Annotated in this window: 24 protein-coding genes; 18 read left to right on the top strand and 6 right to left on the bottom strand. The window is 37.8% G+C overall.

The annotated features are described in order from the left end of the window. Positions 1 to 130 precede the first annotated feature (130 nt). On the bottom strand, positions 131 to 592 hold the full coding sequence (locus ABH966_RS16225) for a hypothetical protein (RefSeq protein ID WP_370080100.1): 462 nt from the start codon (positions 590 to 592) through the stop codon (positions 131 to 133). A 147-nt stretch (positions 593 to 739) separates the two neighbouring features. On the opposite strand from ABH966_RS16225, the gene ABH966_RS16220 reads away from it, so the two are divergent. The 15 genes from ABH966_RS16220 to ABH966_RS16150 all read left to right on the top strand — a co-directional run bounded on the left by ABH966_RS16220 (position 740) and on the right by ABH966_RS16150 (position 16147). Continuing rightward, the gene (locus ABH966_RS16220) at positions 740 to 1507 is read left to right on the top strand and encodes a tyrosine-protein phosphatase (RefSeq protein ID WP_370080098.1); all 768 of its coding nucleotides are present in this window, start codon (positions 740 to 742) and stop codon (positions 1505 to 1507) included. Between the two features lie 255 nt (positions 1508 to 1762). After that, the gene (locus tag ABH966_RS16215; protein WP_370080096.1) at positions 1763 to 3148 is read left to right on the top strand and encodes an MATE family efflux transporter; all 1386 of its coding nucleotides are present in this window, start codon (positions 1763 to 1765) and stop codon (positions 3146 to 3148) included. Then, complete coding sequence (locus ABH966_RS16210) at positions 3148 to 3984, top strand: putative RNA methyltransferase (RefSeq protein ID WP_370080094.1); 837 nt, start codon at positions 3148 to 3150, stop codon at positions 3982 to 3984. Before ABH966_RS16215 ends, ABH966_RS16210 begins: the two co-directional genes overlap by 1 nt. Before the next feature lie 80 nt (positions 3985 to 4064). Beyond that, complete coding sequence (locus ABH966_RS16205; protein WP_370080092.1) at positions 4065 to 4673, top strand: lysophospholipid acyltransferase family protein; 609 nt, start codon at positions 4065 to 4067, stop codon at positions 4671 to 4673. Between the two features lie 217 nt (positions 4674 to 4890). Further along, a complete protein-coding gene (locus ABH966_RS16200; RefSeq protein WP_370080090.1) occupies positions 4891 to 5355 on the top strand; it encodes a low molecular weight protein-tyrosine-phosphatase in 465 nt (154 codons plus the stop codon). A 454-nt stretch (positions 5356 to 5809) separates the two neighbouring features. After that, positions 5810 to 6529: a YebC/PmpR family DNA-binding transcriptional regulator gene (locus ABH966_RS16195; RefSeq protein WP_370080089.1), complete on the top strand. Its 720-nt coding sequence runs from the start codon at positions 5810 to 5812 to the stop codon at positions 6527 to 6529. A gap of 62 nt (positions 6530 to 6591) precedes the next feature. Further along, the gene (locus ABH966_RS16190) at positions 6592 to 7887 is read left to right on the top strand and encodes an arsenic transporter (RefSeq protein WP_370080087.1); all 1296 of its coding nucleotides are present in this window, start codon (positions 6592 to 6594) and stop codon (positions 7885 to 7887) included. A 263-nt stretch (positions 7888 to 8150) separates the two neighbouring features. Next, on the top strand, positions 8151 to 9893 hold the full coding sequence (locus ABH966_RS16185; RefSeq protein WP_370080085.1) for a methyl-accepting chemotaxis protein: 1743 nt from the start codon (positions 8151 to 8153) through the stop codon (positions 9891 to 9893). 85 nt (positions 9894 to 9978) lie between these two features. After that, a complete protein-coding gene (locus tag ABH966_RS16180; RefSeq protein WP_370080083.1) occupies positions 9979 to 10554 on the top strand; it encodes a YdcF family protein in 576 nt (191 codons plus the stop codon). Positions 10555 to 10628: 74 nt separating this feature from the next. Further along, positions 10629 to 12326: a M3 family oligoendopeptidase gene (locus ABH966_RS16175; protein WP_370080081.1), complete on the top strand. Its 1698-nt coding sequence runs from the start codon at positions 10629 to 10631 to the stop codon at positions 12324 to 12326. Positions 12327 to 12562: 236 nt separating this feature from the next. After that, a complete protein-coding gene (locus ABH966_RS16170; RefSeq protein WP_370080079.1) occupies positions 12563 to 13648 on the top strand; it encodes an AI-2E family transporter in 1086 nt (361 codons plus the stop codon). 11 nt (positions 13649 to 13659) lie between these two features. Beyond that, positions 13660 to 14271: an NUDIX hydrolase gene (locus tag ABH966_RS16165; protein ID WP_370080077.1), complete on the top strand. Its 612-nt coding sequence runs from the start codon at positions 13660 to 13662 to the stop codon at positions 14269 to 14271. 567 nt (positions 14272 to 14838) lie between these two features. After that, the gene (locus ABH966_RS16160) at positions 14839 to 15303 is read left to right on the top strand and encodes a hypothetical protein (RefSeq protein WP_370080075.1); all 465 of its coding nucleotides are present in this window, start codon (positions 14839 to 14841) and stop codon (positions 15301 to 15303) included. Positions 15304 to 15325: 22 nt separating this feature from the next. After that, the gene (locus ABH966_RS16155; protein WP_370080073.1) at positions 15326 to 15517 is read left to right on the top strand and encodes a hypothetical protein; all 192 of its coding nucleotides are present in this window, start codon (positions 15326 to 15328) and stop codon (positions 15515 to 15517) included. Between the two features lie 18 nt (positions 15518 to 15535). Further along, on the top strand, positions 15536 to 16147 hold the full coding sequence (locus tag ABH966_RS16150) for an alpha/beta hydrolase (RefSeq protein WP_370080071.1): 612 nt from the start codon (positions 15536 to 15538) through the stop codon (positions 16145 to 16147). A gap of 54 nt (positions 16148 to 16201) precedes the next feature. Here the strand turns inward: ABH966_RS16150 and ABH966_RS16145 are convergent, their stop codons facing one another. The 4 genes from ABH966_RS16145 to ABH966_RS16130 all read right to left on the bottom strand — a co-directional run bounded on the left by ABH966_RS16145 (position 16202) and on the right by ABH966_RS16130 (position 20679). Further along, complete coding sequence (locus ABH966_RS16145; RefSeq protein WP_370080069.1) at positions 16202 to 18313, bottom strand: MMPL family transporter; 2112 nt, start codon at positions 18311 to 18313, stop codon at positions 16202 to 16204. A gap of 112 nt (positions 18314 to 18425) precedes the next feature. Then, positions 18426 to 19442 carry an inorganic phosphate transporter gene (locus tag ABH966_RS16140; protein WP_370080067.1) on the bottom strand — a complete coding sequence of 339 codons (1017 nt, stop codon included), beginning with the start codon at positions 19440 to 19442 and terminating at the stop codon, positions 18426 to 18428. Positions 19443 to 19462: 20 nt separating this feature from the next. Continuing rightward, positions 19463 to 20083 carry a DUF47 domain-containing protein gene (locus tag ABH966_RS16135; protein ID WP_249074778.1) on the bottom strand — a complete coding sequence of 207 codons (621 nt, stop codon included), beginning with the start codon at positions 20081 to 20083 and terminating at the stop codon, positions 19463 to 19465. Between the two features lie 359 nt (positions 20084 to 20442). Next, entirely contained in the window at positions 20443 to 20679 is a 237-nt protein-coding gene (locus tag ABH966_RS16130) for a hypothetical protein (protein ID WP_370080065.1), read from the bottom strand. Between the two features lie 94 nt (positions 20680 to 20773). Between ABH966_RS16130 and ABH966_RS16125 the strand changes: the two genes are divergently transcribed. Together ABH966_RS16125 and ABH966_RS16120 are read left to right on the top strand one after the other, a co-directional pair. Beyond that, the gene (locus tag ABH966_RS16125; RefSeq protein ID WP_370080063.1) at positions 20774 to 21460 is read left to right on the top strand and encodes an ABC transporter ATP-binding protein; all 687 of its coding nucleotides are present in this window, start codon (positions 20774 to 20776) and stop codon (positions 21458 to 21460) included. 1 nt (position 21461) lies between these two features. Then, positions 21462 to 22781 (top strand): ABC transporter permease, encoded by a 1320-nt coding sequence (locus ABH966_RS16120; RefSeq protein ID WP_370080061.1) that lies wholly within the window; start codon positions 21462 to 21464, stop codon positions 22779 to 22781. Positions 22782 to 22980: 199 nt separating this feature from the next. Here the strand turns inward: ABH966_RS16120 and ABH966_RS16115 are convergent, their stop codons facing one another. After that, on the bottom strand, positions 22981 to 24141 hold the full coding sequence (locus ABH966_RS16115; protein WP_370080059.1) for a class I SAM-dependent methyltransferase: 1161 nt from the start codon (positions 24139 to 24141) through the stop codon (positions 22981 to 22983). A 225-nt stretch (positions 24142 to 24366) separates the two neighbouring features. On the opposite strand from ABH966_RS16115, the gene putP reads away from it, so the two are divergent. Further along, on the top strand, positions 24367 to 25854 hold the full coding sequence (gene putP / locus ABH966_RS16110; protein WP_370080058.1) for a sodium/proline symporter PutP: 1488 nt from the start codon (positions 24367 to 24369) through the stop codon (positions 25852 to 25854). Positions 25855 to 25974: the final 120 nt, after the last annotated feature.

Raw genomic sequence — 25974 nt, 5'->3', positions numbered from 1 at the left:
ATAACTGATCCGCTTTGAAGAGAAAGTGATCGGTTGGAGTGGATAACTGATCCGCTTTGAAGAGAAAGTGATCGGTTGGAGTGGATAACTGATCCACTTTGAAGCAGAAGTGATCGGTTAGAGTGGATAACTACTCCGCTTTGATGAAGAAGTGATCAGTTGGAGTGGATAACTGCTCCGCTATGAAGCAGAAGTGATCGGTTGGAGTGGATAACTGCTCCGCTATGATGAAGAAGTGATCAGGTAGAGTGGATAACTGCTCTGCTTTGAAGAGAAAGTGATCGGTTAGAGTGGATAACTGCTCCGCTATGAAGCAGAAGTGATCGGTTGGAGTGGATAACTGATCCGCTTTGATGAAGAAGTGATCAGGTAAAGTGGATAACTGCTCTGCTTTGAAGAGAAAGTGATCGGTTAGAGTGGATAACTGCTCCGCTTTGATGAAGAAGTGATCAGGTAAAGTGGATAACTGCTCTGCTTTGATGAAAAAGTGATCAGGTAAGGTGGATAACTGCTCTGCTTTGATGAAAAAGTGATCGGTTAGAGTGGATAACTGCTCCGCTTTGATGAAAAAGTGATCAGGTAATACGGCCATCTCCCCGCTTCAATAAAGATTCGCTGAAATCCCTCCCTCAGCGTTCAAAGTAGCGTATGACATTCCCTAGTGCGAAAATTGGTATTATATCGAATTGTTCTATAATATAGAGGTAAGCATGCTTGCTAACAGAGAGAGGTGCAGTGAATGAAACAGTTTGATATGAAGATTGTTCCGTTTGAAGCAGTTTATAATTTTCGTGATATGGGTGGTTATAAGTCGAGAGATGGGCGTACTGTTAAGAATGGTTTGATTTATCGTTCAGCAGCACTTGGTAAAATGACGAAAACAGATAAGGAGCTATTTAAAACGCTAGGTGTGAAAACAATTTTTGATTATCGAGACAACCATGAGGCTCAAAATAATCCTAATCCGGTATTTCCGTATGCCAAGTATATTCAAATACCAGCAAAGGGAAATCATGCTTTTGAGATGCCTACAAACACTGGTGGAAAAGATTTTTATAAGGTTGTAAGCCTAGAGATGTTCCGAGAATTTTATGCACAAATGCCTTTTAATAATGACTCGTTTAAAAAGTTAATAGCAACGATTCAACAACCTGAAAATTTAGGGCTTGTTCACCATTGTGCGGTTGGGAAGGATCGAACAGGTATTGGCAGCGCACTTATTTTACTGGCGTTAGATGTACCTGAGGAAACGATCATGGAGGACTATTTAGATACAAATGTACATCTACGTCCCTTAGTAGAACGAATGGCTCAGACAATTCAGCAAGATTATAGCGATCGAGAATTACAGCAATTTTACGCCTTAATGTCTGCCCGTGAGGACTATTTACAAGCGGCATTTGATGCAATGGATAACCGATATGGTTCTAAGACTGCTTTTTTAGAGCAAGAGTTTGGTTTAACAACAGAAAAACGTAAGCAATTGCATGACCATTGCTTACTATGATAAGAAACCCTTTCGCATAAAATTGTGAGAGGGATTTTTTACGTATTATACTACCTTTACAATGTTTCGTTATAAATACTCTTTACACCCTAAAAATCTATGATAAGATACTATATATTTTTATCCCGCTGTAACGGGCAGTCATTTAACTGTACCGAAAGCGAAGTGTCAGGTACAAAACTCTCATCTCAAAATCGGTAGTTGGGAGATTAACTGCCCGTAAAATTCTTATGAAGCGTATAGGAGAAGTTGAAATTGTCAGACACAGTAAGAGAAAGTGATATAAAAGAGACAAATAAGTTAAGCTTGTTCCATTTAACGTGGCCGATATTTTTAGAAGTATTTTTATTTATGTTAATGGGACTAGCAGATACTTTTATGCTTAGTGCTTTATCAGATAATGCAGTATCAGGGGTTGGTGCAGCCAATCAGTATATTCATATTGCAATTTTAATACTTGAGGTAGTTGGTAATGGTGCTTCCATTGTTGTATCTCAATACTTAGGTTCAAGGCGCTTTTTTGAAGCTGCGAAAATTTCTGCTTTAGCAGTAACGATGAATTTAGTCGTTGGACTAATGATGAGTGTCTTATTTTTCTTCTTTTCGAGTCATTTAATGACCATGATGAACTTGCAGGGAGAAGTGCTTAAATATGCCCAAAGCTATTTGGCAATCATAGGAAGCTTTATTTTTTTACAGGCAATTATAAATGCGTTAGCAGCGATTATCCGTGTACATGGATGGACAAAGCAAACGATGTATGTATCACTAGGTATGAATGTGCTACACGTTGTATTAAACTACGGTTTAATCTTTGGTAACTTAGGATTACCGGAGTTAGGTGTAAAAGGAGCGGCTATTTCCTCAGTTGTAAGTCGGGGATTAGCAGTTCTTGTGTTTTTCTGGCTGTTGTATCAAGTGATGGAAGTAAGGGTGAAGTTAGAATATTATTTCGAGTATTCAAAGGAATATGTTCAAAAAATATTAAATATAGGCTTACCGTCAGCATTTGAGCAGGTGCTTTATCAGTTCTGTCAGATTGTCTTCCTTTATTATGCAACGTATTTAGGCACAGAGACACTTGCTGCAAGACAATATGCTATGAATATTTCGATGTTTACGTATTTATTTGCGATTGCAATCGGGACGGGCACAGCTATAATTATTGGGCGAAATGTCGGTGCTGGTAAAAAAGATCAAGCTTATCATCAGCTTTGGTTAAGTGTACGAGCAGCTTTTGCCTTTACGATAACTATGGTTGTAGTTGTGACGATATTCCGTAAGCAACTTATGCACGTTTTCACTGATAATCCAGAGGTAATAGCCATCGGGGCATCTGTCCTAGCATTAAGCATTCTGCTTGAAACAGGGCGTACAATGAATATTGTAGTTATTAACTCATTGCGTGCCTCGGGGGATGCAAGATTCCCGGTGAAAATCGGTTTCTTATCAATGGTATGTATGAGCCTCCCACTCGGGTACTTGTTCGTATTCGTTTTACATTGGGGGTTAGTAGGTATTTGGCTAGCGATTTCGGCAGATGAATGGATGCGAGCCATTATTGTATACTTTAGATGGAGAAGTCGTAAGTGGGAGCGTTTTGCACTTGTTTCACCTACAGAACAAAAGGAGACGAATTAATGGGAGCACTTTCTAAAAGAGCTGCAGGGGCAGCCTTAATGGATAAAAATATGACACTTTTTGCTTGTCCAATTTGTCAGGAGTCAATGAGTGTATTTGAGCAGGGTAGATTAGTATGTTCCTCAAATCATTCTTTTGATATTGCCAAGCAAGGCTACGTCAATATGCTGACACATGGTGCTATTTCTAAGTACGGTAAAGACCTCTTTGAATCTCGAAAAGCGGTTATTGATAGTGGCATCTATGATTTAGTAGAAGATAAAATCGGAGAGCTGATTGCTAATGCAGAAACCGTGCTTGATACAGGGTGTGGTGAGGGTTCGCATTTAGCCCGTATTATGGAAGATAAAAAAGATAACAGTATTGGCATAGGTATTGATATAGCGAAAGAAGGCATACTTGCTGCATCCCGACATTATCCAGAGCAAATTTGGTGTGTTGGTGATTTAGCGAAAAGTCCATTTGCCAAATCAAGCTTCGATGCCATATTAAATATTTTATCGCCTGCCAATTACGAAGAGTTTAAACGTTTATTAACTCAGAATGGTTGTGTTGTTAAGGTTGTACCTCAAAGCGGGTATCTACATGAGCTTCGATCACAATTATATGCGGATTCTACAAAAGAGTCGTATTCGAATGAACAAATCGTTGCTCGGTTTAAAGAAAGCTTTGCCGATGTTAGTGTAGACCGTATTACGTATACGGTACCGCTAGCTACAGAGCTTGTACCGGCTCTGCTTGAAATGACACCGATGGGCTGGCATAAAAAAGAAGACGCTAATATTCAGTTAAATGAAATTACGATTGATGTTGATGTATTAGTGGGAAGAGTCTAGTTATTTCACAAGCAATTGCAGTATACTGGTCTTTTCGATTACAATGGGAATAACTATTGAAAATAAGGTAGGAATGAACAGTGTATAAATTTATAGCAAATCTTGTCAAAGTGATATTAAAATTAACGGGCTCAAAGGCGCGTGTATATGAGGAGCAAAACTTACCGAAGGAAGGTGGGTTTATTATTGCATGTACGCACACAGGCTATGTTGATATTTTAAATCTTGGGGTTTCAATGACTCCTCGAGAAATTCACTTTATGGCTAAAAAGCAATTGTTTGATATAAAAGGCCTTGGGTGGCTTATAGAGCGTTTAAATGCCTTTCCGGTTGACCGTGACAATCCAGGACCAAGTGTTATTAAAATCCCTTCACAGTTATTGAAAGAGGGTAAAATCGTAGGGATTTTCCCATCTGGTACAAGAAATGCTGAGGGTTCGGATTTAAAGCAAGGTGCAATTACTATAGCACAGTTGTCTAAAGCTCCAATTGTACCAGCTGCTTACGTTGGTGCGCGTAATGCTGGCGATGTTTTTAAGCGCGGTAAGGGTTATCTAATTTATGGAGAGCCATTTTATGTGACAGGCAAAGGTAAAGAAGGGCGCGAGGAATTTACACATCGCCTTGAACATGAATTAGTAACGTTAACTGAAGAATTAGAGAAGCGAATTGCGGCAGAAAAGAAATAAAGTGAAACATATTTAAAGGACTCCCTGTGAAGAATACAAACCTTCACAACCTTTTGAAGTGGAGTAGCTTCCTACTGGTTATATGCTGGACAGCTTAGAAGGCACTCAGAATCATTGATTTTGAGTGCTTTATCTTGGATTCAGCAATATTTTCTGTGCGAAAGCGAAGCGACAGCAACAGTTACGCCAAGCGAAATTGATTGAGGAGGATATAAAAATGATTCGAGTACTTTTTGTGTGTTTAGGGAATATATGCCGATCACCAATGGCTGAAGCGGTCATGCGTAATTTAGTTGAAAAAGAGCATTTAAGTCATAAAGTTGAGTTAGATTCGGCTGCAACAAGCTCTTGGCATATTGGCGAACCACCTCACAGAGGAACACAAGATAAGCTAAAAGAATATGGCATCTCAACGAAGGGTATGCAAGGACGACAATTACAAAAAGCTGACTTTGAAAATTTTGATTACATTATTGGCATGGATGAAAGCAATATACGTAACATCCGAACGATGCTTGGCAATCCTGATTCTCTAAAGATTTTCCGCTTTTTAGATTTAACCGACCATCGAAAAGACGTGCCTGATCCATACTATACGGGAGATTTTCAAGAAACCTATGATTTAGCCTTAGAAGGTTGTCATGCACTATTAGAAAAAATCAAAGTAGAAAACCAATTGTAAAGTGCCTCTAAGTGAAACAATTTTCTGGACCACACCAAAAGTTGAGGATGACATTCAAAACGTATGCTATGTATATAAGTTGATTGGAGTGGAGGCTGGGCGACTCCTTGGGGATCAGCAATAGAGGAACGAAGGCTAAAAGCATCACATCCTGTGATAACGCCTTCGTGACCAACCTCGTGTTGGCCCGAAACCCTGCAGCGAAAGCGAAGCGACAGCAACAAAGCGCCCTGCCGGAACGGAAATCAACCACACGTTATGGTGATGATCTGATTTTTTAAAAATTTATTCTTTAGAAAACGACCTTAAACATTGGCATATCTAGCTTTGTAAGCATCATTTGTGTTATTATTTTCAGAGTAAAGATACGAGAAGTATTTAATCACCATTTACAGATGTGCAAGTGTACATCTATTATTTTGATAAACTTTTAATTTGAAAGAGAGTGGAAACTATGGGTCGTAAGTGGAATAATATTAAAGAAAAGAAAGCGTCTAAAGACCAAAGCACAAGCCGTATCAATGCAAAATTCGGACGTGAAATTTATGTGGCAGCTAAATCAGGCGAACCAGATCCTGAGTCAAACCGTGCCCTTAAAGTTGTTCTTGAACGAGCAAAAACATACAGTGTTCCTAAACATATTATTGAAAAAGCAATCGATAAAGCGAAAGGTGGCGGCGATGAAAGCTTCGACGAATTACGTTATGAAGGTTTCGGACCAGCTGGTACTATGTTAATCGTTGATGCTTTAACGAATAATGTTAATCGTACTGCTTCAGATGTACGTGCAGCATTCGGTAAAAATAATGGGAATATGGGTGTCAGTGGATCTGTTGCCTACATGTTTGATTCAACAGCAGTTATCGGTTTAGAAGGTAAATCAGCAGATGAAGTTCTTGAAATTTTAATGGAAGCAGATATTGATGCTCGTGATATTCTAGAAGAAGATGAAGCTGTTATTATTTATGCAGAGCCAGAACAATTCTTTGCAACGCAAGAAGCTTTAAAAGCAGCTGGTGTTGAAGAATTTACTGTAGCAGAGCTTTCAATGCTTCCTCAAACGGAAGTAGAATTAACTGGTGACGATGTTGCGAAATTTGAAAAATTAATTGATGCATTAGAAGATTTAGAGGATGTCCAAAACGTTTACCATAATGCAGATTTAGGCGAATAATATAAATTATAAAACCAGTAGCAATTTTTAAAGCTACTGGTTTTTAATTAGGGAGGAAAACGGTGCAAGCTCTTTTAGCGATTGCTATATTTTTAGTAACTTTATTTTTTGTAATAGTGCAGCCACGTAAAATATCAATCGGCTGGTCTGCTTGTATTGGTGCTGCAATTGCGTTGTCGCTCGGGGTTGTTACTTGGCAAGATGTTGTTGAGGTAACAGGGATTGTTTGGAATGCAACGTTATCGTTTATAGGGATTATTTTCATTTCACTTATTTTAGATGAAATAGGATTCTTTGAATGGTCTGCCCTCCATATGGCACGCATCGCCAAGGGAAGTGGTATCCGCTTATTCATTTATCTTTCCTGTCTAGGTGCTGTTGTTTCAGCGTTATTTGCAAATGATGGTGCAGCCCTAATACTAACACCAATCGTTCTAGCGATGATCCGTAAGTTAAATTTAAGCGATAAAATGGTCTTTCCATTTATTATTGCAAGTGGCTTTATAGCAGACACAACATCATTACCGTTAGTCATTAGTAATTTAACAAATATTGTGTCGGCAGACTATTTCGATATTGGATTCATGGAATATTTCTTACATATGCTGATACCGAACTTAGTTTCTTTACTGGCAAGCATTGCTATACTTTATATAGTCTTTCGTCGTTCGATTCCAAAAGAATATTCACTTGAAGCAGTTGATAATCCAAAGCTGGCAATTCGTGATACGAGATTATTTTTATTATCATGGTATGTTATAGCGATATTATTAGTTGGTTTCTTTACGAGTGAGTTTTTCAAAATTCCTGTGTCATTTATTTTATGTGGTGTAGCGGCTATCTTTTTCTTACTTGCACGACGTAGCCATACTGTAGATACAAAGAGAGTTGTGAAAGGGGCACCGTGGAATATTGTGTTCTTTTCTATCGGTATGTATGTCGTTGTTTACGGTTTGAAAAATGTAGGAATGACTGGATTGCTAGCAAGTTTATTAGAGCACGCGATACAACAAGGGTTGATGGTATCGACAATAACGATGGGGTTTGTAGCAGCAATTTTGTCAGCTATTATGAACAACCTACCAACTGTCATGATTGATGCATTAGCTATTGCTGAAACTAGTGCAACTGGCATTATTAAAGATGGGCTTATTTATGCAAACGTCATTGGCACTAATTTAGGTCCTAAAATGACACCTATTGGCTCACTTGCAACATTGTTATGGCTCCATATACTGGCGCAAAAAGGGATAAAAATTGGCTGGGTTCAGTATTTAAAGATAGGTATTATCTTAACAATCCCAACTCTTTTAGCTACTTTAATAGCTTTAGTGACTTGGATTATGATCATATCATAGGTAAATAGAATAAAATCAAAAAACTATTTTTCTATAAGGCATATCGCTGTAGAAAGATAGTTTTTTCTGTTTTTCTAGCTCATCGGTCGCCTTCAGGAAAGCGCCCCAGCCTACCCATCAACGTTATGGTGATGAAGCATATCTGGGTAAAAAGGCGAATAATTCATACATAAATTACGTTTTACCCATTGTGAAAAATTTCAAATCATAACATAATATAGATTAATAGTCATAGTGACGAAGAGAAAAGGGGGGGCTAAAGCATGAAGTTTTCACGTTCGATACAGGGGAAACTAATTATCATTTCGTTAGCACTATTAATTATTCCTAGTTTAGTAATAGGGTTGGTTAGTTATAACAAAGCGAATAAAGGAATGGAGAATATTGGCGAACAAGTTATCAAAAATAGTGTTGAATCTACTTTGCAATTAATCGAGCTTGCAAATGAGAGTGTTAAAAGAGGCGACGTTCCTTTGGAAGTTGCACAGGAACGGGTGCGGGAGGCACTTCTAGGGCCTAAGGATAGTGAAGGCAAAAGGCCAATTAATTACCCTGGAGACTTAGGGAAGTATGGTTATGTATATGTTTTAGATGAGAAAGGGACATTAACAACCCATCCGACTCGAGAAGGGGATAGCTTATGGAATGATAAAGATAATAGTGGCAATTACTTTATCCGAGAAGTAATCGAAAAAGCACTTGCTGGTGGAGGATTTACACAATATGAGTTTGCGCTACCGGGTCAAGATGTAATAGCTCCAAAAATAATTTATTCTGTAAAGGATCCTAATTGGGGATGGATCATTGCATCGGGTACATATATGCAAGACTTTAATAAAGAAGCTAATTCATTATTACTCGTTATTGGTATTACATTATTAGGAGCCATTATTATAGGTACTGTGGTTGTCATAATGATTTCGAGACATTTAGCTTTACCAGTGAAAAAACTATCTAAACGCGTACGCGAGGTAGCAAAGGGGAATTTAACTGTAGAAATTGAAAATCTACAACGTTCAGATGAGATTGGTCAGTTAAATGAAGGATTTAATGAAATGGTTGATCAACTGAAAACATTAATTACAGATGTAGAGGAAGCTATTGTAGAAATTCAATCGACATCGTCAAATTTAACATCTGTGGCAGAGGAAACAAACGCTTATGGAGATGAAATAGTAAAAGCGATAAATGAGGTCTCGGACGGTGCGGTAAAGCAAGCTTCAGATGCTGAAGATACGAATCGAACTGCCGTTGATTTTGCCCAGCAGATTGAGGTATTGCATGACAAAAATGAAGTAATGCTTGATGCATCTCAACATATGAAACGATCAAATCAAGAGGGGCTCTTAAATTTAAACCGCTTAAAAGAGACATCACACGAGTCTTCGGAATTGATTAATAATGTTTATGCTGTATTTAATAGCTTAATTGTGAAAGTAAGGGAAATTGAAGGCATTGTCGGTACCATTACCGAAATTTCTGATCAGACGAATCTACTTGCATTGAATGCATCGATAGAGGCGGCTAGAGCTGGTGAGCATGGCAAGGGCTTTGCAGTCGTTGCTGAGGAGGTGCGGAAGCTAGCGGACCAAACATCTGTAGCAACTGAGCTAGTGCGCACAACCTTAAAGGGAATCGAAAGTGAAACTAATTTAGTGAACGATGAGATGAAAAAAACAAATGTCATTGTTCATCAGCAAAATGATTCGGTTGCCATCACAGAGTCGTCCTTTAAGGAAATTGAATTGGCCGTAGAGAAAATTATTTCTGTTATTGGAGAAATGACTGCGGGAGTAGAATATTTGAATAGCTCAAAGGATAACATGATGCAATCTATCGAAAGTATTGCAATGATTAGTGAGAAAAATGCTGCTGCATCAGAGGAAGTAACAGCATCTGTTGATGAACAACAGCGTGCCATTCAGCTTGTTAGTGAATCTTCTAGTGATTTAACAGATGAAATAACGGCGTTACAGGAATCTATTAAGCGCTTTATATTAAGATAATCAATCGTGATGTTTGTACAGTAATTCTAGTACAAGCATCTTTTTCTTTGTCTAATCGTTAGTAAAGGTAAAGGGGGGATGTAATGTGAAAAAATGGTTAATCAGATTAGGGGTTGTACTGCTCGTTATTTGTATAGCTGTTTATATTTGGCTCGGCGAGGAGATGAAAAAAGGTGCCCAGCCGGCTGCAAACGGAACAGCTACATACATGATTGTCCTGGGAGCGAAGGTAAAAGCGGGTGGAATCCCATCGCTTTCATTGGAAAATAGATTAGAAGAGGCTGTAAAGTATTTAAACAAATATCCTCATGTGAAAGTAATTGTTTCAGGTGGGCAAGGAGCGGATGAAGATCGGACAGAGGCTTCAGTAATGTTTAAATACTTACAGGACAAGGGGATAGATACTAACAGAATATTAGTAGAAGACCAATCTACTTCAACTTATGAGAATTTACTATTTTCTAAAGAACTTTTGCCTAAAGGAACTAAGAAAATAACGATTCTTTCTAATGATTTTCATTTAAAGCGTGCAAAATATTTAGCTGAGTCTTTAGGTTTTGAAGTAGATGTCGTTGCGGCAAAAACACCGAAATCAGTGGAAATAAAGTTAAATCTACGTGAAAGGGCAGCATTATTAAAAACCTATATAATTGGCTATTAATTTGTTTCTTAATAGTATAGATTTGGCATATAATAGAAATATCACGGGGTATATGACAGAAAGAGGGGACTTCTATGAAAATGTTTAAAGACTATGAATACAGCCGTCCAAATATCGAGGCAATGAAAGAGCAACAATTATCCTTAATTGACCAATTTAAAAATGCTCAAACGATGGACGAGCAAAGTGAAATAATTGAAAAATTAAATGGATTGAGCAATGATTACGCTACAATGGCAAACTTAGTGTACATTCGTGCTTCGATTGATACAAATGATGAATTTTATCATGCAGAACGCGATTATTTTGACGAAGTTGGACCTGAGTTGGAAGAGGTAACAACAGAATATTATAAAGCGCTAATCGTTTCACCATTTCGTGAGCAGTTAGAAGAAAAATGGGGTCAGCAATTATTTGATTTAGCAACCTATCAAATTAAAGGCTTTTCACCAGCAGTCATTGATCTAATGCAAAAGGAGAACAAGCTCGTTTCAGAATACAATAAACTTGTTGCCTCTGCGCAAATTGACTTTAATGGTGAAACATTAACGCTTGCTCAGCTTGGACCATATGCAGAGTCTACTGATCGTGAAGTGCGTAAGGCGGCTACGGATGCACGCTTTGGCTTTTTTGCTGATCATGAAGAGGAATTTGATCGACTTTATGATGAGCTAGTTAAGGTGCGCCATGAAATCGCTGTTAAATTAGGCTATAAAAACTATGTCGAGCTAGGCTATATTCGAATGAATCGCATTGATTACAATGCAGAGATGGTAAAGAAATTCCGTGACCAAGTTCGTGATTTAATCGTACCTATTGCCACAAAATTATATGAGCGTCAGGCAAAGCGTATTGGTATTTCTGATTTTAAATTCTATGATGAAGCATTCAACTTTGTATCAGGAAATGCTACACCAAAAGGCGATCCTGAATGGATTGTTGCGAACGGTAAAAAAATGTATGAAGAGCTATCACCTGAGACTGGTGAATTTTTCAACTTTATGATTGATCATGAATTAATGGACTTAGTGGCGAAGAAAGGAAAAGAGAGTGGCGGTTACTGTACATTTATTGAAAACTATCACTCACCATTTATCTTCTCGAACTTTAATGGTACTTCAGGCGATATCGATGTGTTAACACATGAAGCTGGACATGCTTTTCAAGTCTATTCAAGTCGTAACATCGGAATCCCAGAATATTTATGGCCAACATATGAATCTTGTGAAATTCATTCGATGAGTATGGAATTTTTCACATGGCCATGGATGGAGCTATTCTTTAAGGAAGACACGGAAAAATATAAGTTCACACACTTAAGTAGTGGCTTGTTATTCCTTCCTTACGGTGTTGCAGTTGATGAGTTCCAGCATGTGATTTATGAAAATCCGAATATGACACCAGCTGAACGTAAAGCTGCGTGGAAAAAAATTGAGGAAACATATTTACCACATCGTGACTATGATCATAATAGCTATCTAGAAGCAGGCGGTATATGGCAACGTCAAGGACATATTTATTCAAGTCCGTTCTATTACATTGATTACACGTTAGCTCAAATTTGTGCATTCCAATTCTGGAAACGTTCACGTGAAGAATTTGAAGTTGCTTGGAAGGACTATGTTCATTTATGTGGTTTAGGTGGCTCTATGTCCTTTACGAAGCTTGTGAAAGAAGCAGGCTTAATTTCACCATTTGAGGACGGCTGTGTTGAATCGGTTATTGGTGATATTGAAGATTACTTAAATTCAGTAGAAGACACAAAATTATAGACTACTACGTTATGCGACATTAGTGGAAATTCGCGACACTCCTGTGGGAAAACAATCCGTCCGAGCTTTCTCAGATGCTATAGCATTTGAGGGGCTTGCGAGGATTGCCCGTTGGTGAGTTGCGAATTTTTCAGTTTAGAAACTCTTTTATTTGGAAATTAAATAGTAGGATACTTGCGAAATGGTTAATATATAAGTAGTATTTTCAGTAACTGTGATAAAAGGAAGTGAAGAAAGTGACGAGGAAAGTTTGGTTTCAAGTAGGCGTAGGGGTTTTGCTTGTTCTACTAGTCATTAAATATTTTATAGAGATTCATTGGATTTTTTCGCCGCTTGTAATTATCTTAAAGGCTATTTTTATACCTTTGTTACTTGGCGGTGTTTTGTATTATGTTACGGAACCGATTCAAAGGTTTTTAGAGAAGCGTAAATTTCCGAGATGGGCAAGTATATTAACGATAGTCATTGGACTCATAGCGTTCGTTGGTGGCTTTGGTTGGATCGTTGGTAATCCGATTGCAGAGCAGGTTAATAATTTAGTGAAAAATGTACCAAAGATTAGTGCTAGCATTCAAGAGGCAGCTGATTATGTGCTAAATAACTATAACCAGGATAGCTTACCACCCCAGTTAAAAAACTTTATCGACAATATGGCGAATTCTGTGCAGGATATTGCCGTTGTGGCAAGTAAGGGGCTAGTATCGTTTTTACAATCAGTTGTATCTGCCTCTTTATTAGCTATTTTAATTCCATTCTTCTTTATTTTTATGTTGAAGGATCATGAAAAATTTGCACCATCGATTTATAAATATTTTAGTGGTGAACGTCGTGAATGGGTGAAGAAAACGTTAAGTGAAATTGATGGTGTTTTACGTAACTATATTCAAGGACAGCTGCAAATTAGTTTTTTACTAGCACTCATTATGTATGTTGGGTATTTAATTATAGGTTTAGATTATTCGTTGCTACTTGTTATATTCGCGTTCTTTATGAATATGATTCCGTTTATTGGACCATGGATTGCCTTTACACCAGCACTGATTGTGGCCATTGTTCAGGATCCAGTGTTAGTCATATGGGTGTCTGTTGTCACACTCGTGGCGCAGCAAATCGATAGTAACTTTATAACGCCTAATGTAATGGGGAAAACACTCGATATACATCCGTTAACAGTTATTACAGTTATTTTAGCAGCAGGTAATATTGCAGGTTTCATCGGTATTATCATTGCTGTACCATTTTATGCAGTATTAAAAGTGATCGCATCCAATATTTATGATGAACGTAACGTGATTAAGAAAAAGGCTACGAAGTCTGTATAGGAGTCGAAAAAATGGAACAAGAAATTGTGAAAGTTTTTAATGAACAGCATGAACAGATTGGGACAGCAACGAGAGCAGAGGTACATGAAAAAGGACTGTGGCATGAAACATTCCACTGTTGGCTTGTCAATAAGGACTATATCTATTTCCAAATCCGTAGTTCCCAAAAAAAGGACTACCCTGGCTTGCTTGATATTACAGCGGCAGGGCATCTGTTAGCTGTGGAGACAGTAGAATCAGGAATTCGTGAAGTGAAGGAAGAGCTAGGGCTCGATGTCGACGTACACGAAGTTGTTAAAATGGGCATGACATCTTGTAGTATCGTTTCGGAAAACATGATAGACAATGAATTTTGTCATGTTTATATATATCCATTCAAACATGATTGGGAATCATTTGAACTGCAGTATGAGGAAGTGTCAGGGGTCGTTCGAGCAAAACTCGATGAGGCAGAGGCATTCTTTTTAGGAGAAACAGCTACTCTGAATAATGAAGGCTATGAATATTTCCCTGATGGTCAACGAGCGAAAGTTGTGCGTCCAGTAAGTACAGCACAATTTGTCCCTTACCGTGAACTATACGTTGCTCATGTTATTCAGTTTGTAAAAGATAAAATGTTATGAATTGTGGGGGACTGGGGAAGTCTTCCGTAAGAATTCTGGCATAATTGTAAAAGGTAAAATCCGCTTCGCTTTCCGTGGACAAGGTATGAGCAACATCATTGTGCTCTTGCTTTTTCCTGGGAGTTTAAGCGGATTTTTTTGTCTTTATAGGAAAAATGATTAGGCTCTGATTTCTTGTCTCATCATCAATTTTGTTAAAGAGTATGTCATGTATATACGTTGATCTTCGTTCCTACTGGGTGACTCCTTAGGGATTAGTAATAGAGGAAAGAAGGCTAAAAGCGTCACGTCCTGTGATAACGCCTTCTACGTTATAGTGATGTGATTTTCTAATTTGGGTCTCTCATCTTAATTTAGGGATGGCGTTTTGTTTAAACGTATGCTATGCGAATAAGTTGATTGGAGTGGAGATCGGACGCCCCCAGGAAAGCGCCCAATCGGAACGGAAATCAACATACACGTTATAGACATCAAACTTTACTTTTAGTACTACCTATTTTATTTCGATATAACAGGAAGAATAAGTTATACTGTAAGGTAGATTGAATAGAAAAGGAGCATTTTTATATGCTAACATTTGAACAAAAGCAAGCCATCATCGACTCATTTCCTGAACTTACGAAGAAGGAAATTTCATTAAAACGCTTAAATTATCACTTTATGGATAGCCTTTACGAAAAGACCATTGTTGTTGAAAAGCTACACCCAAATGGCAACGGCTTCGTCTTTGTTGGTGATTTATTGCGCTACGAGAAAGAAGCAAGTGATAAAGGTCTAGTCAATATTCGTGACTACGATGAACAACAACTTCGTGAAATTATTGAAGATGCCATTCAATATTTATCGGAAGAAGAAGAAGAGCAAGATCCGATTGAAGAGATTTGGCAAAATCGTGAAGGTATTCAATTAAAGCTAGCCTTTGAGCAACGTTCTTGGAATGTCTATCATGGTGAAAATTTAGAGGAAGCCTTTGGTACACAAGAAGCTGCGAAAGAATATTTACTAGAAGAAGGTTTTCGTAAAAAGAAATAAGTAATTCGGGGGATAAGAACGAATGAATGGGAAAAAAATAGTGGGAATAGTTATTGTTGTTGTTATAGCTGTTTGTTTATTTTCTGTATTTACGATTACGAAATTTTATAAAGACCATGAGGAACAGCCAAATAGTGAAAATCGAGAAATTAATAAGTCAAAGAGCTTGAATTTAATTTTGCCACAGGCTACAATTATCTCGAATTCAAGATAATCGAGAGGTGGACTGTAAATGCAGCACGTTTTTCATAAAGGAACAGATGAAACAAAACCGATTTTTTTACTGTTACATGGTACAGGTGGAAATGAACAAAGCTTAATTGGCCTTGCAAAGGAAATTGATGATACAGCAAGCATTTTAAGTGTTCGTGGAAATGTCCTTGAAAATGGTATGCCACGCTTTTTCCGTCGTTTAGCAGAAGGTGTTTTTGATATAGAGGATTTAATTTTCCGTACGAAGGAATTAAATGACTTTTTATTAGAAGCAGCACAGCAGTATGGCTTTGACCGTAATCGGGTGGTTGCTATCGGCTACTCTAATGGCGCAAATATTGCTGCTAGCCTATTATTCCATTATGAGGATGCTCTAGCAGGTGCCATACTGCATCATCCAATGGTGCCTAGACGTGATATTGAATTGCCTACACTTTCTTCAATCCCTGTCTTTATCGGTGCTGGAACGAATGATCCAATGTGTACTGCTCAGGAATCTGAGGATTTAGAGGCACTTTTATCGTCGGCTGGGGCAGATGTGGCAACTGTATGGTTTAATTATGGCCATCAGCTAACGATGCCTGAGGTAGAAGCAGCAAAAGAATGGTACGACCGTATTTATTCAAAATAAGGAAAAATCCGCAACTTTTGCGTGAGGAAGAGCTCACGGAAGGTTGCGGATTTTTTATTTTTGCTTCTTCGCGAAGGGGAGCCACCAATTCCAGTCCCCAAATAGCTTCATAAGACTTGGAACGAGCATGAGACGAATAATAGTTGCGTCGAGGGCGACTGCAATAGCTATACCAACCCCAATTTGCTTCACTGGCATTACATCTGTAAAAGCGAACGCCCCTGTAATAACAATCATAATAAGTGCTGCTGACGTAATGATACGACTTGTAGAGGTTAGACCGTCAATCGTAGCACGTGTATTATCCGCCCCTTTTTGATATTCCTCTTGAATGCGTGATATTAAAAAGACTTCATAATCCATACTTAAGCCGAATACAAGACAAAATACAATCACCGGGATAATAAGGACGATTGTACCGGCTTCAATCCCCAAATGTCCGTATTGGAAAATATAGACGAGAATACCGAAGGCTGAGGAAAGTCCAATGATATTCATAATAATCGCTTTCAGTGGGATTAAAATAGAGCGGAAAGCGAGCATTAATATAAAGAACGTTGAAACGATAATAATGGATACAGCCAAGAAAATTTTATTAGAGATTTCATCGAAAATTTCTTGATTGAATTTCGCATGACCTCCAAGAGCAAAATCCACACCTAAATCTTTATCTTTCCATGTTCGAGCGAATTGTTGAGCGGTAGTTGATGAACCGGCTGCATCCAATGTAATTGGGATAAAGAGTTGCTTATCTTTAGAAAACGTATTTAGTATTGGTGTTAATTGTTCTGCCATTTGAGGAATTTTCAAAGAAGCAGTCAGTTCCTCGGGAGATTTAATGTTAGCCGTCGTATAAATGGTTGATACATGACTCACTAGAGGGTCATCAAGTAATTGTTCTTGAATATTGAAAATAAGCTCTCTTGCCTCACGATCTTCCCAGCCTTCCTTACGTTCTGCTAGCAAATATAAAGTTGAGGTATCGCCAAGTCCGAATGTTTTATCTAACTGATCATAAGCTGCACGTGCATCATATTTTGTTGGTAATGAATCCACCTGAGGAATTGTAAGTTTAATATCCTTCAACGGAATCATACCAATACCTAGTAATAGTAATGCCACAATAACGATGGTCACTGGATGTTTCATGACAAAGCCAGCAAAGCCACGCCAACGATTTGCTCCACCAGGCTTTACACGTAATAAACGCCATTTATTTAGGTTATCTCCTATTAGCATCATCGTAGCAGGTAGCAAGGTTAAGCCAGAAAGTACTGCAAGAAATACAACGATTGTGCCTCCTAAAGCGATATTGTGAAAAATTTCGACGTCAATGACAATCATGGCACCTAAGCCGATCATGACACAAACAGCAGAAAAGATGATAGAACGGCCAGCTGTCTCTATCGCTGTTTGAATAGCCTGTACAATGGATGCATGGGCACGTTCTTCGCGATATCGATTAATAAACAACAAGGCAAAATCGATGCTTAATGCAAGTCCAAGCATTGGTACTATATTTAATACAAAAATTGATAAATTGATATTACCGCTAAACAAAGTCAAAATTCCAAACGCAGTTACAACAGTAACAATGCCGATAATGATGGGTAAGATTGAGGCTACGACAGTACCGAAAGCAAGTAATAGCACTATGATAGCTATTGGTAAGCCTATTGCTTCCGCTGATGCTAAATCCTTTTGACTTGCTGTATTGATGTCTGCTGAAATAACAGGCCCGCCTGTAATGCTCACACCGTCATCCTCTATTAATGAACGGATGTCTTTCACAACATCAGGTAGATGATCAACATTATTTTTCATATGAATCATGGCATAAGCTATACCATTCTTTTGTAAAGAAGCATCATCAAGTGGTGACTGGATTGAATGAATCTCCTTAACTTTTTCTAATTTTTTTATTGTATCTTGAATTTTCTTATCGTCAGCTGGATTGAAGACGACCAAAATTGTATCGGAAGGCAAATCAAATGTTTTCGCAAGCTCATTTGTTACGTAGGTATGATCGCCTTTAACAAAAAAACCATCTCCATGAAGCTTACTTGGAAGTTGTATGGCAAACATAGCCATAGTAATGAAAATTACGAACCATAAGGCTACGATAGCTTTAGCGTGGGCTGTTATAAAGGCTGAAAAAGTTTTCATTGTAGGTACTATCCTCCTTTTAACATAGTGTAAAGGATGTGTCACATTTTGTCGTGTGACAATGTAAAGACTCCTGTTCAACAAGGAACAGGAGTCTTAGTATGCTTTCAAATTAAAAGAATAACGATAACAAAAAGTAAATAATAGCTGCCATAACTGCAGAAATTGGCATTGTAATAACCCAAGTAGTTACGATTTTTCGCGCCATCCCCCAGTTCACACCACGTACACGTTGTGCAGAGCCAACACCCATGATAGAGGAAGAAATAACGTGTGTTGTAGATACTGGTAGGTGAATTAATGTAGCACCGAAGATGACTGATGCAGATGCTAAATCTGCTGCAACTCCGTTCACAGGACGGATTTTCATAATTTTACCGCCGACTGTTTTAATAATCTTATAGCCGCCGATAGAAGTACCAAGCCCCATTGCAGTTGCCGCTGCAGCTCGTATCCAGAAAGGAATGTCATCTCCTGAATGCAAACCACCAGCGATTAACGCCATCGTCATAATCCCCATTGCCTTTTGTGCATCGTTAGTACCATGTGTAAAAGATTGAATTGCGGCAGTGAAAATTTGCATTGTACGGAAACCTTTATTCGTACGATATAAATTTAAGTTTTTAAACCATAATTTAAACAGTGTCATCATAATAAAGCCGGCGCAAATTGCAAGAATTGGTGATAGCACTAGGGCCATAAGGATTTTAGTAAAACCGCCATAGTTTAAAACTCCGAAGCCAGCAGATGCAACTGCTGCACCAGCAATGGACCCAATCAGAGTATGTGAAGAACTCGATGGAATACCGAAATACCATGTTAGTAAGTTCCAGATAATAGCGGAGATTAATGCTGCTAAAATAACGACTGATCCGGTCGTGTCTCCATCAAAAGCATTTAAAGAGAAAGGATCTACAATGTCTTTTGTTAAAGCCTTTGCAACACCGACAAAGGTAATAGCTCCTATAAAGTTCATCGTCGCAGCCATCATGATAGCTACACGAGGTTTCAATGCTCTAGTGGAAACTGAGGTTGCTATAGCATTTGCTGTATCATGGAAACCATTGATAAAGTCAAATGTTAGGGCAAAGATAACGACCAGAACAGTTAGTATAATGATTGTGTTCATTGTAAGTGCCCATCTCCTAATTACGCGTTACGCATGATAATTGTTTCCATAGTATTTGCAACGTTTTGGCAATGATCAGCGATATCTTCAAGTTGTTCATATATATCTTTATATTTAATAAGTCGAATTGGATCTTTTTCATTTAAAAATAGTTGTTTAATAGACGAACGTTGTACTTCATCACATTCACGTTCATAGTCCTTAATAAGAATTGAGTGTGGGCGCATGCCAATAAGATTCTTTTTCTTTAACTCTTCCGTTGCTTTAACAATTTCATCAGCACTTTTTGAAATATAGCCTAAGAAAGTACGCATTGATTCATCAACCTCAGTTAGAGAGAACATCTCAAAATGAGCGATACAATGCTCCGTACCATCTAATACGTCGTCCATACGAATGGCGAATTCTAGAATGTCTTCGCGTTCGATAGGTGTCATAAATGATTTGTTTAGCATCACGATTAGTTCATGAATGAGCTTATCACCAGCTGTTTCGTAATTTTTCATAGTAATGCTAATCTCTTTTAAGTCAGCCACACTGTTAATACGAAAATCATTTGCGTAATGTACAGCCTCTCTCATATTCTCAGCAATTTTATGCAAAGCTATAAAGAAAGGGTCTTGTTTTTTTGAGTTAAGCATGTAAATCGAATCCTCCTGGATATAAATAAATTAGCCTCTAAACTTTACTATCATAACAAAATCTTTAAATTATCTACATAAAATTCTTCAATTCTACAGAAAACTTTACAATCCTGTAATATAAAATTTGTTCACAAAATAAGAAAGGTATCACTGTGTTTGTTTTTACTAATACAGGAAAAATGCCTTTAAGATAGGTTTTATAAAGAGATTTTCCTCTGTTTAATACAAAAAGATACTATTCGGACATAAAATTTCGAAAAATTTTCGGATGAATTGTAAAGAGAATGTAAAGGAATTGTTTTGCTAATAGTTTTCCATTTTCTTAAGAATATCTTCATTTTTATCCTTCAACTTTATTAAGAATTATTTACTACAATGAAGAAAGAAGGGTTAATAACCATAAGTTTGGGATGATATTTGTTAAAAACATATTCATGTATAGAAGTTGATTGGAGTGGAGGCTGGGCGACTCCTTGGGGATCAGCAATAGAGGAACGAAGGCTAAAACCATCACGTCCTGTGATAACGCCTTCGTGACCAGCATCGTGCTGGCCCGAGACCCTGGAGCGAGCCTCGCGAGTGAAGCGGCTCATCGGACGCCCCTAGGAAAGCGCCCAGCCGGAACGGAAATCAACCCCCACGTTTTGGTGATGAATCTAAAGAAGGTGAAAGGGGAGTTTTTTGAAAATGATTCAAGTCGAGAACTTACAACATACATTTTTAATTGGAAAGAAAGGCAAGGAAAAGCAGGTTCCGGTATTAAAGGGTGTCAATTTTGAGGTGAAAAAAGGAGAGATTGTCGCAATTGTTGGTAAAAGTGGCTCCGGGAAATCAACCTTATTACAAATATTAGCTGGATTTATGAAATCTGAGCAAGGATCTATTAAGGTACACGGAATGGAAACAGCTCACCTCACTGAAATAGAAAGTGCTGCTTTTCGCTTGCAACAGTTCGGATTTATCTTTCAAAACTTTCAACTGATGCCAGGCTTAACGGCATTTGAAAACATTGAACTACCTTTGAAGTTACAGGGTATCAAGAAAGACATGCGTCTAGAAAAGGTAAAAAAATTAATGGACAAGGTTGGGTTAACAGAGGTGGCAGACCATTACCCAAATGAATTATCGGGTGGTCAGCAACAGCGTGTAAGTATTGCAAGAGCCTTAATTACAAATCCTCCTATTTTGTTGGCGGATGAGCCGACAGGAAGTCTTGATTCGGAAACAGAGCAAGATATATTGCTACTCATTCAAAGCCTAAACCGTGAGCTTGGTTTAACATTTGTCATCATTACTCACGACGAGGAAGTAGCAACGATAGCACATCGACGTTTCCGCATGTACGATGGGGAACTTGTAAAGGAGGAAGCATAATATGTTATTTAAAGATCAATTAGATTTTGTTAAACAGCATATAAAGAAAAATAAATTACGTGTGTTTATGACCGTGCTAGCGGCAACGATGGGCTGTGCATTTTTGATTGTCCTCGCATCAGTTGGGTTTGGGCTTCAGGATTCCATACGTAATGAAATATTATCAAATGAAAAAGTGACGAAAATTCAAGTGTTTGGTAATGATCAATTTACAGAGGACCAAATACATGAAATAAAAGGTATAGAACATGTGGAAACAGTACTCGAAACGATTACTGTCAATGCATCTGCACATTCATTTTTTGAGGACCGTGATACACAATCAGATTTATTCGTTGCTAATATGCATGATTTTGAGCAAGTGAATGGCAAGCTTGAAGAAGGAAAGTATCCAACAAAGCCAAACGAAATCGTTGTAGGTTATCATTTTGCTCAAACATTAGTCAATGATGCTGAGCGTAAAATTATTGAGGAAAAGAGTAAAAAAGCTGAAGCAGAAGACACGTATTATAATGGTAGTGAGGAAGGTTATAAGGACTCATTAATTGGTAAAGAGATCGAGTTATCATTAATGCCACGTACTGATGGGGCAGAAGAGACAAAGAAAATGAAATATACGATTGTCGGTGTTATGAAGAAGCCTTCTTATGATTGGATGATCAATAACTCTATCTATATGGATACAGAGCAAAAGCCGATGATAGCTACAAATTTAGCAGCACCTGGTAATGTTAAAGAGGATGAAATGTTTTATTCGGAATTTAATATTTTTGCAGATAGCATGGAAAATGTAAAGCCGATATTAGACAAACTAAAAGACAAGGGCTATAGCGTTTATTCAGTTACTGAACAATTGGATCAAATGAATGTATTTTTCCTAGTTTTAAAAATTGGTTTAATATTTGTAGGAACAATTGCTGTCTTGATCGCCTCGATTGGCATTTTCAATACAATGACAATGGCTGTTACAGAACGAACTCGAGAAATTGGTGTTTTAAAGGCGATTGGAGCAAGTCCTAAGCTTATTCAACGATTGTTCTTAATGGAAAGTACATTCATTGGTATTATTGGTACGTTGATAGCGGTAGCCATTTCATATGTTATTAGCTTTGTAGCAAATGCTGCATTACCTTTAATTCTAAAAGCTGCAACAGGGGAAGATGCTTTTAGTAGAAATGACATTACATTTTCCCTTATTCCTTGGCAGCTTGTTCTTATTGCATCAGCGATTAGTATTGGGGTAGCAATGATTTCAGGCTATCGTCCAGCACGTAAGGCCACGAAAATTGACGTTATTCAAGCATTACGACAAGAACTATAATAGTAAGGGCGGTCCAGAAATTATTGGACCGCCCTGTTAATTTGAATTGCGCAAATTAGAAATACCCGCGGAAGGATAGAGAATACTCGCGAATTCTCATGAAATACTCGCGGAAGGAAAGCGAATACCCTCGCATCCTCATAAAATGCCCGCGAAAGAAGAGAGAAAATTTACTCTGCGACCATAAATACAGCGAATTTTATAAGTAAGCTTGTAATTCATTTGCTAAAAATGGCTTGGCATTTAGCAACTTTATAAAGGCATCATAATTGGCTCGCTGTTCAGAGCTCGGCTTTTTACCTGTATGATAGGCTCGTATTAAAATGTTTTTTGGTGTATTTTCCATATCTATAAACTCTAGCAATTGTGCTTCATAGCCAACGTGGGATAAAATTTCCGCTCGGATTGCATCTGTTGCGAGCGCTGCAAAACGTTCGCGTACGAGACCGTGTTGAAGCATGATATCTAATGCTGGTGTATTAAGCTGGCGATTTAGCTCATGCTGGCAACAAGGGACACTTAAAATAACGCTTGCTCCCCATTTCACAGCACGTGCTAATGCCATATCAGTGGCAACATCACAAGCGTGTAGAGTTACCACCATGTCCACAGCAGACTCCTCATTATAATCATTAATATCTCCTACTAGAAATTCGAGCTGCTCATAGCCTAAATCCTGTGCAATTCGTGAGCATTCTTCAATAACTTCCTTCTTTAAATCCAAACCAGTGACACGGATGTCTAAGCCTTTTTCGATTTTTAAATAATGGTATAGGGCGAATGTTAAATAGGATTTGCCTGAACCAAAATCTAAAATACGAACTTGACGATCCTTTGGCAAATAGGTTAATGCATCATCAATAAATTCAATGAAGCGGTTGATTTGTTTAAACTTATCGTATTTTTGTTTCTTTATTTTGCCTTCTTCTGTTTGCACACCAAGACGAATTAAAAATGGGTACGGCTTATCCTCTGCCAGTAAATAGTTTTTCTTGCGATTATGCGCTAAATTAACTTGCTTTGGCGTTGAGGATTTATCAGATTTCCATAGGACTTTGTTCTTTTTTGATAGCTGTACTTGTATATTTTCATCAATAAAATCAATATGCGCTTGACGGTAATCGTTAAAAAATGCTTCTAGCTTCTCATGAAAATCTTCTAATAGAACATTTTCATGTTTTAAAATACGTTCAAATTGATATTCAACTTGTATATGATAAGTATCCTTAAGTAATAATGGTTTTAGCTTTATACGTTTTACTTCGTTTGATTTCATACGTGGTTGACTGATCGTAGCAGTAACGAGTTGCTGCTGTAAAATCCGCTCCATAAGCTGAGTTTTCATTTCTTCAAATGTCATACGTTTCGCCTTCTTTATCGTGTTATAGATGGCACTAGTTTAACACACTTTTTGAAGTGCAATGCTAGTATAAATTTCAGAATACACTTTTTGAATATTTATAGGATATTTTGTATATTTGTGGTATTTTAATTATACTGACATTTTAATTTATTTCAGCAATTGTTTTTGTAACGAAAGCAAAGCGTCAGCAACAACACACCAAGGGGAAACAGGGGGAAAAGTATGTCTGAAAACATGTATCAATTACTTGCGATTATTATTTATATGATCGCCATGCTAGGAATAGGTTGGTATGCATTTAGGAAAACATCAAATTTAACGGATTACATGCTTGGGGGGCGTTCGCTAGGCCCTGCTGTTACAGCGCTGAGCGCGGGTGCAGCAGATATGTCTGGCTGGCTGTTAATGGGTTTGCCGGGTGCAATCTATTTAGCTGGACTTTCCAAAGCTTGGATTGCTGTTGGTTTAACAATTGGCGCATATTTGAATTGGCTATTAGTAGCACCGAGGCTGCGTGTATATACACAAGTTGCTAATGACTCAATTACTATTCCAAGTTATTTAGATAATCGTTTACGAGACAACACTAAACTAATAAGAATTGCGTCAGGTATCATTATTTTAATCTTCTTTACATTTTATGTTTCTTCAGGAATGGTTGCAGGGGGTAAGTTTTTTGATAGCTCATTTGGCTATGACTACCATACTGGCTTATTAATTGTATCTGCTGTTGTTGTGGCATACACATTGTTTGGAGGATTTTTAGCAGTTAGTTATACAGACTTTTTACAAGGACTTATTATGTTTTTTGCACTTATAAGTGTACCGTTATTTGGTTTGTTTTTGACAGGTGGAATTGGAGATACAATAACATCCATTAAAGCTGTAAATCCTGAACACCTAAGCTTATTATCTTCAAATGCAACTGCTGCAGTAATTATTTCATCACTTGCATGGGGACTAGGTTATTTTGGACAACCACATATTATCGTCCGCTTTATGGCCATAAGCTCAGTAAAAGAAACAACGCAGGCTCGTCGTATCGGTATTGGTTGGATGATATTAAGTTTATTCGGAGCGATTGCAACAGCTTTAGTAGGTGTGGCTTATTATGAGCAAAATGCAGGTGAATTAAAGGACGCTGAGACAGTATTTATTGTACTTGGTCAAATCTTATTCCATCCATTTATTGCAGGTATAATGCTAGCTGCCATTTTAGCCGCAGTTATGAGTACAATTTCATCGCAATTAATTGTTACTTCGTCTGCGCTTGTTGAAGACATTTACAAGGCTCTATTTAATAAAACAGCAGATGATAAACATTATGTCTTTGTTGGTCGTGTGGCTGTTTTAGTTGTAGCTATTGTCGCAGGGATTTTAGCATGGAATCCAGATAGTTCTATTTTAGACTTAGTAGGCTTTGCTTGGGCTGGTTTCGGTGCAGCGTTCGGACCTGTAATATTGCTGTCCTTATATTGGAGAAAATTAACGAATTACGGAGCGCTCAGTGGGATGGTAGCAGGTGCAGCAACTGCCTTTGTTTGGGGGAAAATAAAGTTCTTAGCTGATACATTATATGAGATTGTTCCAGGCTTCTTAGTATGCTTAATTGTAGCGGTTATTGTCAGCATTTTGACATATAAACCGAATAAAGATATTGAAGACGAATTCAATCGTACTGAAGTATTACTAAAAGAAGAACGTAAGTAAAAATGAAATGCGCCTTTTGCATAAAGGCGCATTTTTTACGATATATATGTTAAACGACACGAATTAGGACATTATATGGTAAGATGAAGAAAATTTGTCGTAGTAGCACCAAAGTTTGGT

It is taken from the genome of Lysinibacillus sp. RC46 (assembly GCF_041262385.1).
In the GTDB taxonomy this organism is placed as follows: Bacteria; Bacillota; Bacilli; order Bacillales_A; family Planococcaceae; genus Lysinibacillus.
The sequence above is the reverse complement of the archived record's forward strand: the minus strand, read 5'-3'. Positions and strand labels throughout refer to the sequence as shown.

Coding starts and splice junctions, on each gene's coding strand:
- ABH966_RS16225 (WP_370080100.1), bottom strand. CDS start 592: ATGGCCGTATTACCTGATCACTTTTTCATCAAAGCGGAGCAGTTATCC.
- ABH966_RS16220 (WP_370080098.1), top strand. CDS start 740: ATGAAACAGTTTGATATGAAGATTGTTCCGTTTGAAGCAGTTTATAAT.
- ABH966_RS16210 (WP_370080094.1), top strand. CDS start 3,148: ATGGGAGCACTTTCTAAAAGAGCTGCAGGGGCAGCCTTAATGGATAAA.
- ABH966_RS16200 (WP_370080090.1), top strand. CDS start 4,891: ATGATTCGAGTACTTTTTGTGTGTTTAGGGAATATATGCCGATCACCA.
- ABH966_RS16195 (WP_370080089.1), top strand. CDS start 5,810: ATGGGTCGTAAGTGGAATAATATTAAAGAAAAGAAAGCGTCTAAAGAC.
- ABH966_RS16185 (WP_370080085.1), top strand. CDS start 8,151: ATGAAGTTTTCACGTTCGATACAGGGGAAACTAATTATCATTTCGTTA.
- ABH966_RS16175 (WP_370080081.1), top strand. CDS start 10,629: ATGAAAATGTTTAAAGACTATGAATACAGCCGTCCAAATATCGAGGCA.
- ABH966_RS16165 (WP_370080077.1), top strand. CDS start 13,660: ATGGAACAAGAAATTGTGAAAGTTTTTAATGAACAGCATGAACAGATT.
- ABH966_RS16160 (WP_370080075.1), top strand. CDS start 14,839: ATGCTAACATTTGAACAAAAGCAAGCCATCATCGACTCATTTCCTGAA.
- ABH966_RS16155 (WP_370080073.1), top strand. CDS start 15,326: ATGAATGGGAAAAAAATAGTGGGAATAGTTATTGTTGTTGTTATAGCT.
- ABH966_RS16150 (WP_370080071.1), top strand. CDS start 15,536: ATGCAGCACGTTTTTCATAAAGGAACAGATGAAACAAAACCGATTTTT.
- ABH966_RS16145 (WP_370080069.1), bottom strand. CDS start 18,313: ATGAAAACTTTTTCAGCCTTTATAACAGCCCACGCTAAAGCTATCGTA.
- ABH966_RS16140 (WP_370080067.1), bottom strand. CDS start 19,442: ATGAACACAATCATTATACTAACTGTTCTGGTCGTTATCTTTGCCCTA.
- ABH966_RS16135 (WP_249074778.1), bottom strand. CDS start 20,083: ATGCTTAACTCAAAAAAACAAGACCCTTTCTTTATAGCTTTGCATAAA.
- ABH966_RS16130 (WP_370080065.1), bottom strand. CDS start 20,679: ATGAGCCGCTTCACTCGCGAGGCTCGCTCCAGGGTCTCGGGCCAGCAC.
- ABH966_RS16125 (WP_370080063.1), top strand. CDS start 20,774: ATGATTCAAGTCGAGAACTTACAACATACATTTTTAATTGGAAAGAAA.
- ABH966_RS16120 (WP_370080061.1), top strand. CDS start 21,462: ATGTTATTTAAAGATCAATTAGATTTTGTTAAACAGCATATAAAGAAA.
- ABH966_RS16115 (WP_370080059.1), bottom strand. CDS start 24,141: ATGACATTTGAAGAAATGAAAACTCAGCTTATGGAGCGGATTTTACAG.
- putP (WP_370080058.1), top strand. CDS start 24,367: ATGTCTGAAAACATGTATCAATTACTTGCGATTATTATTTATATGATC.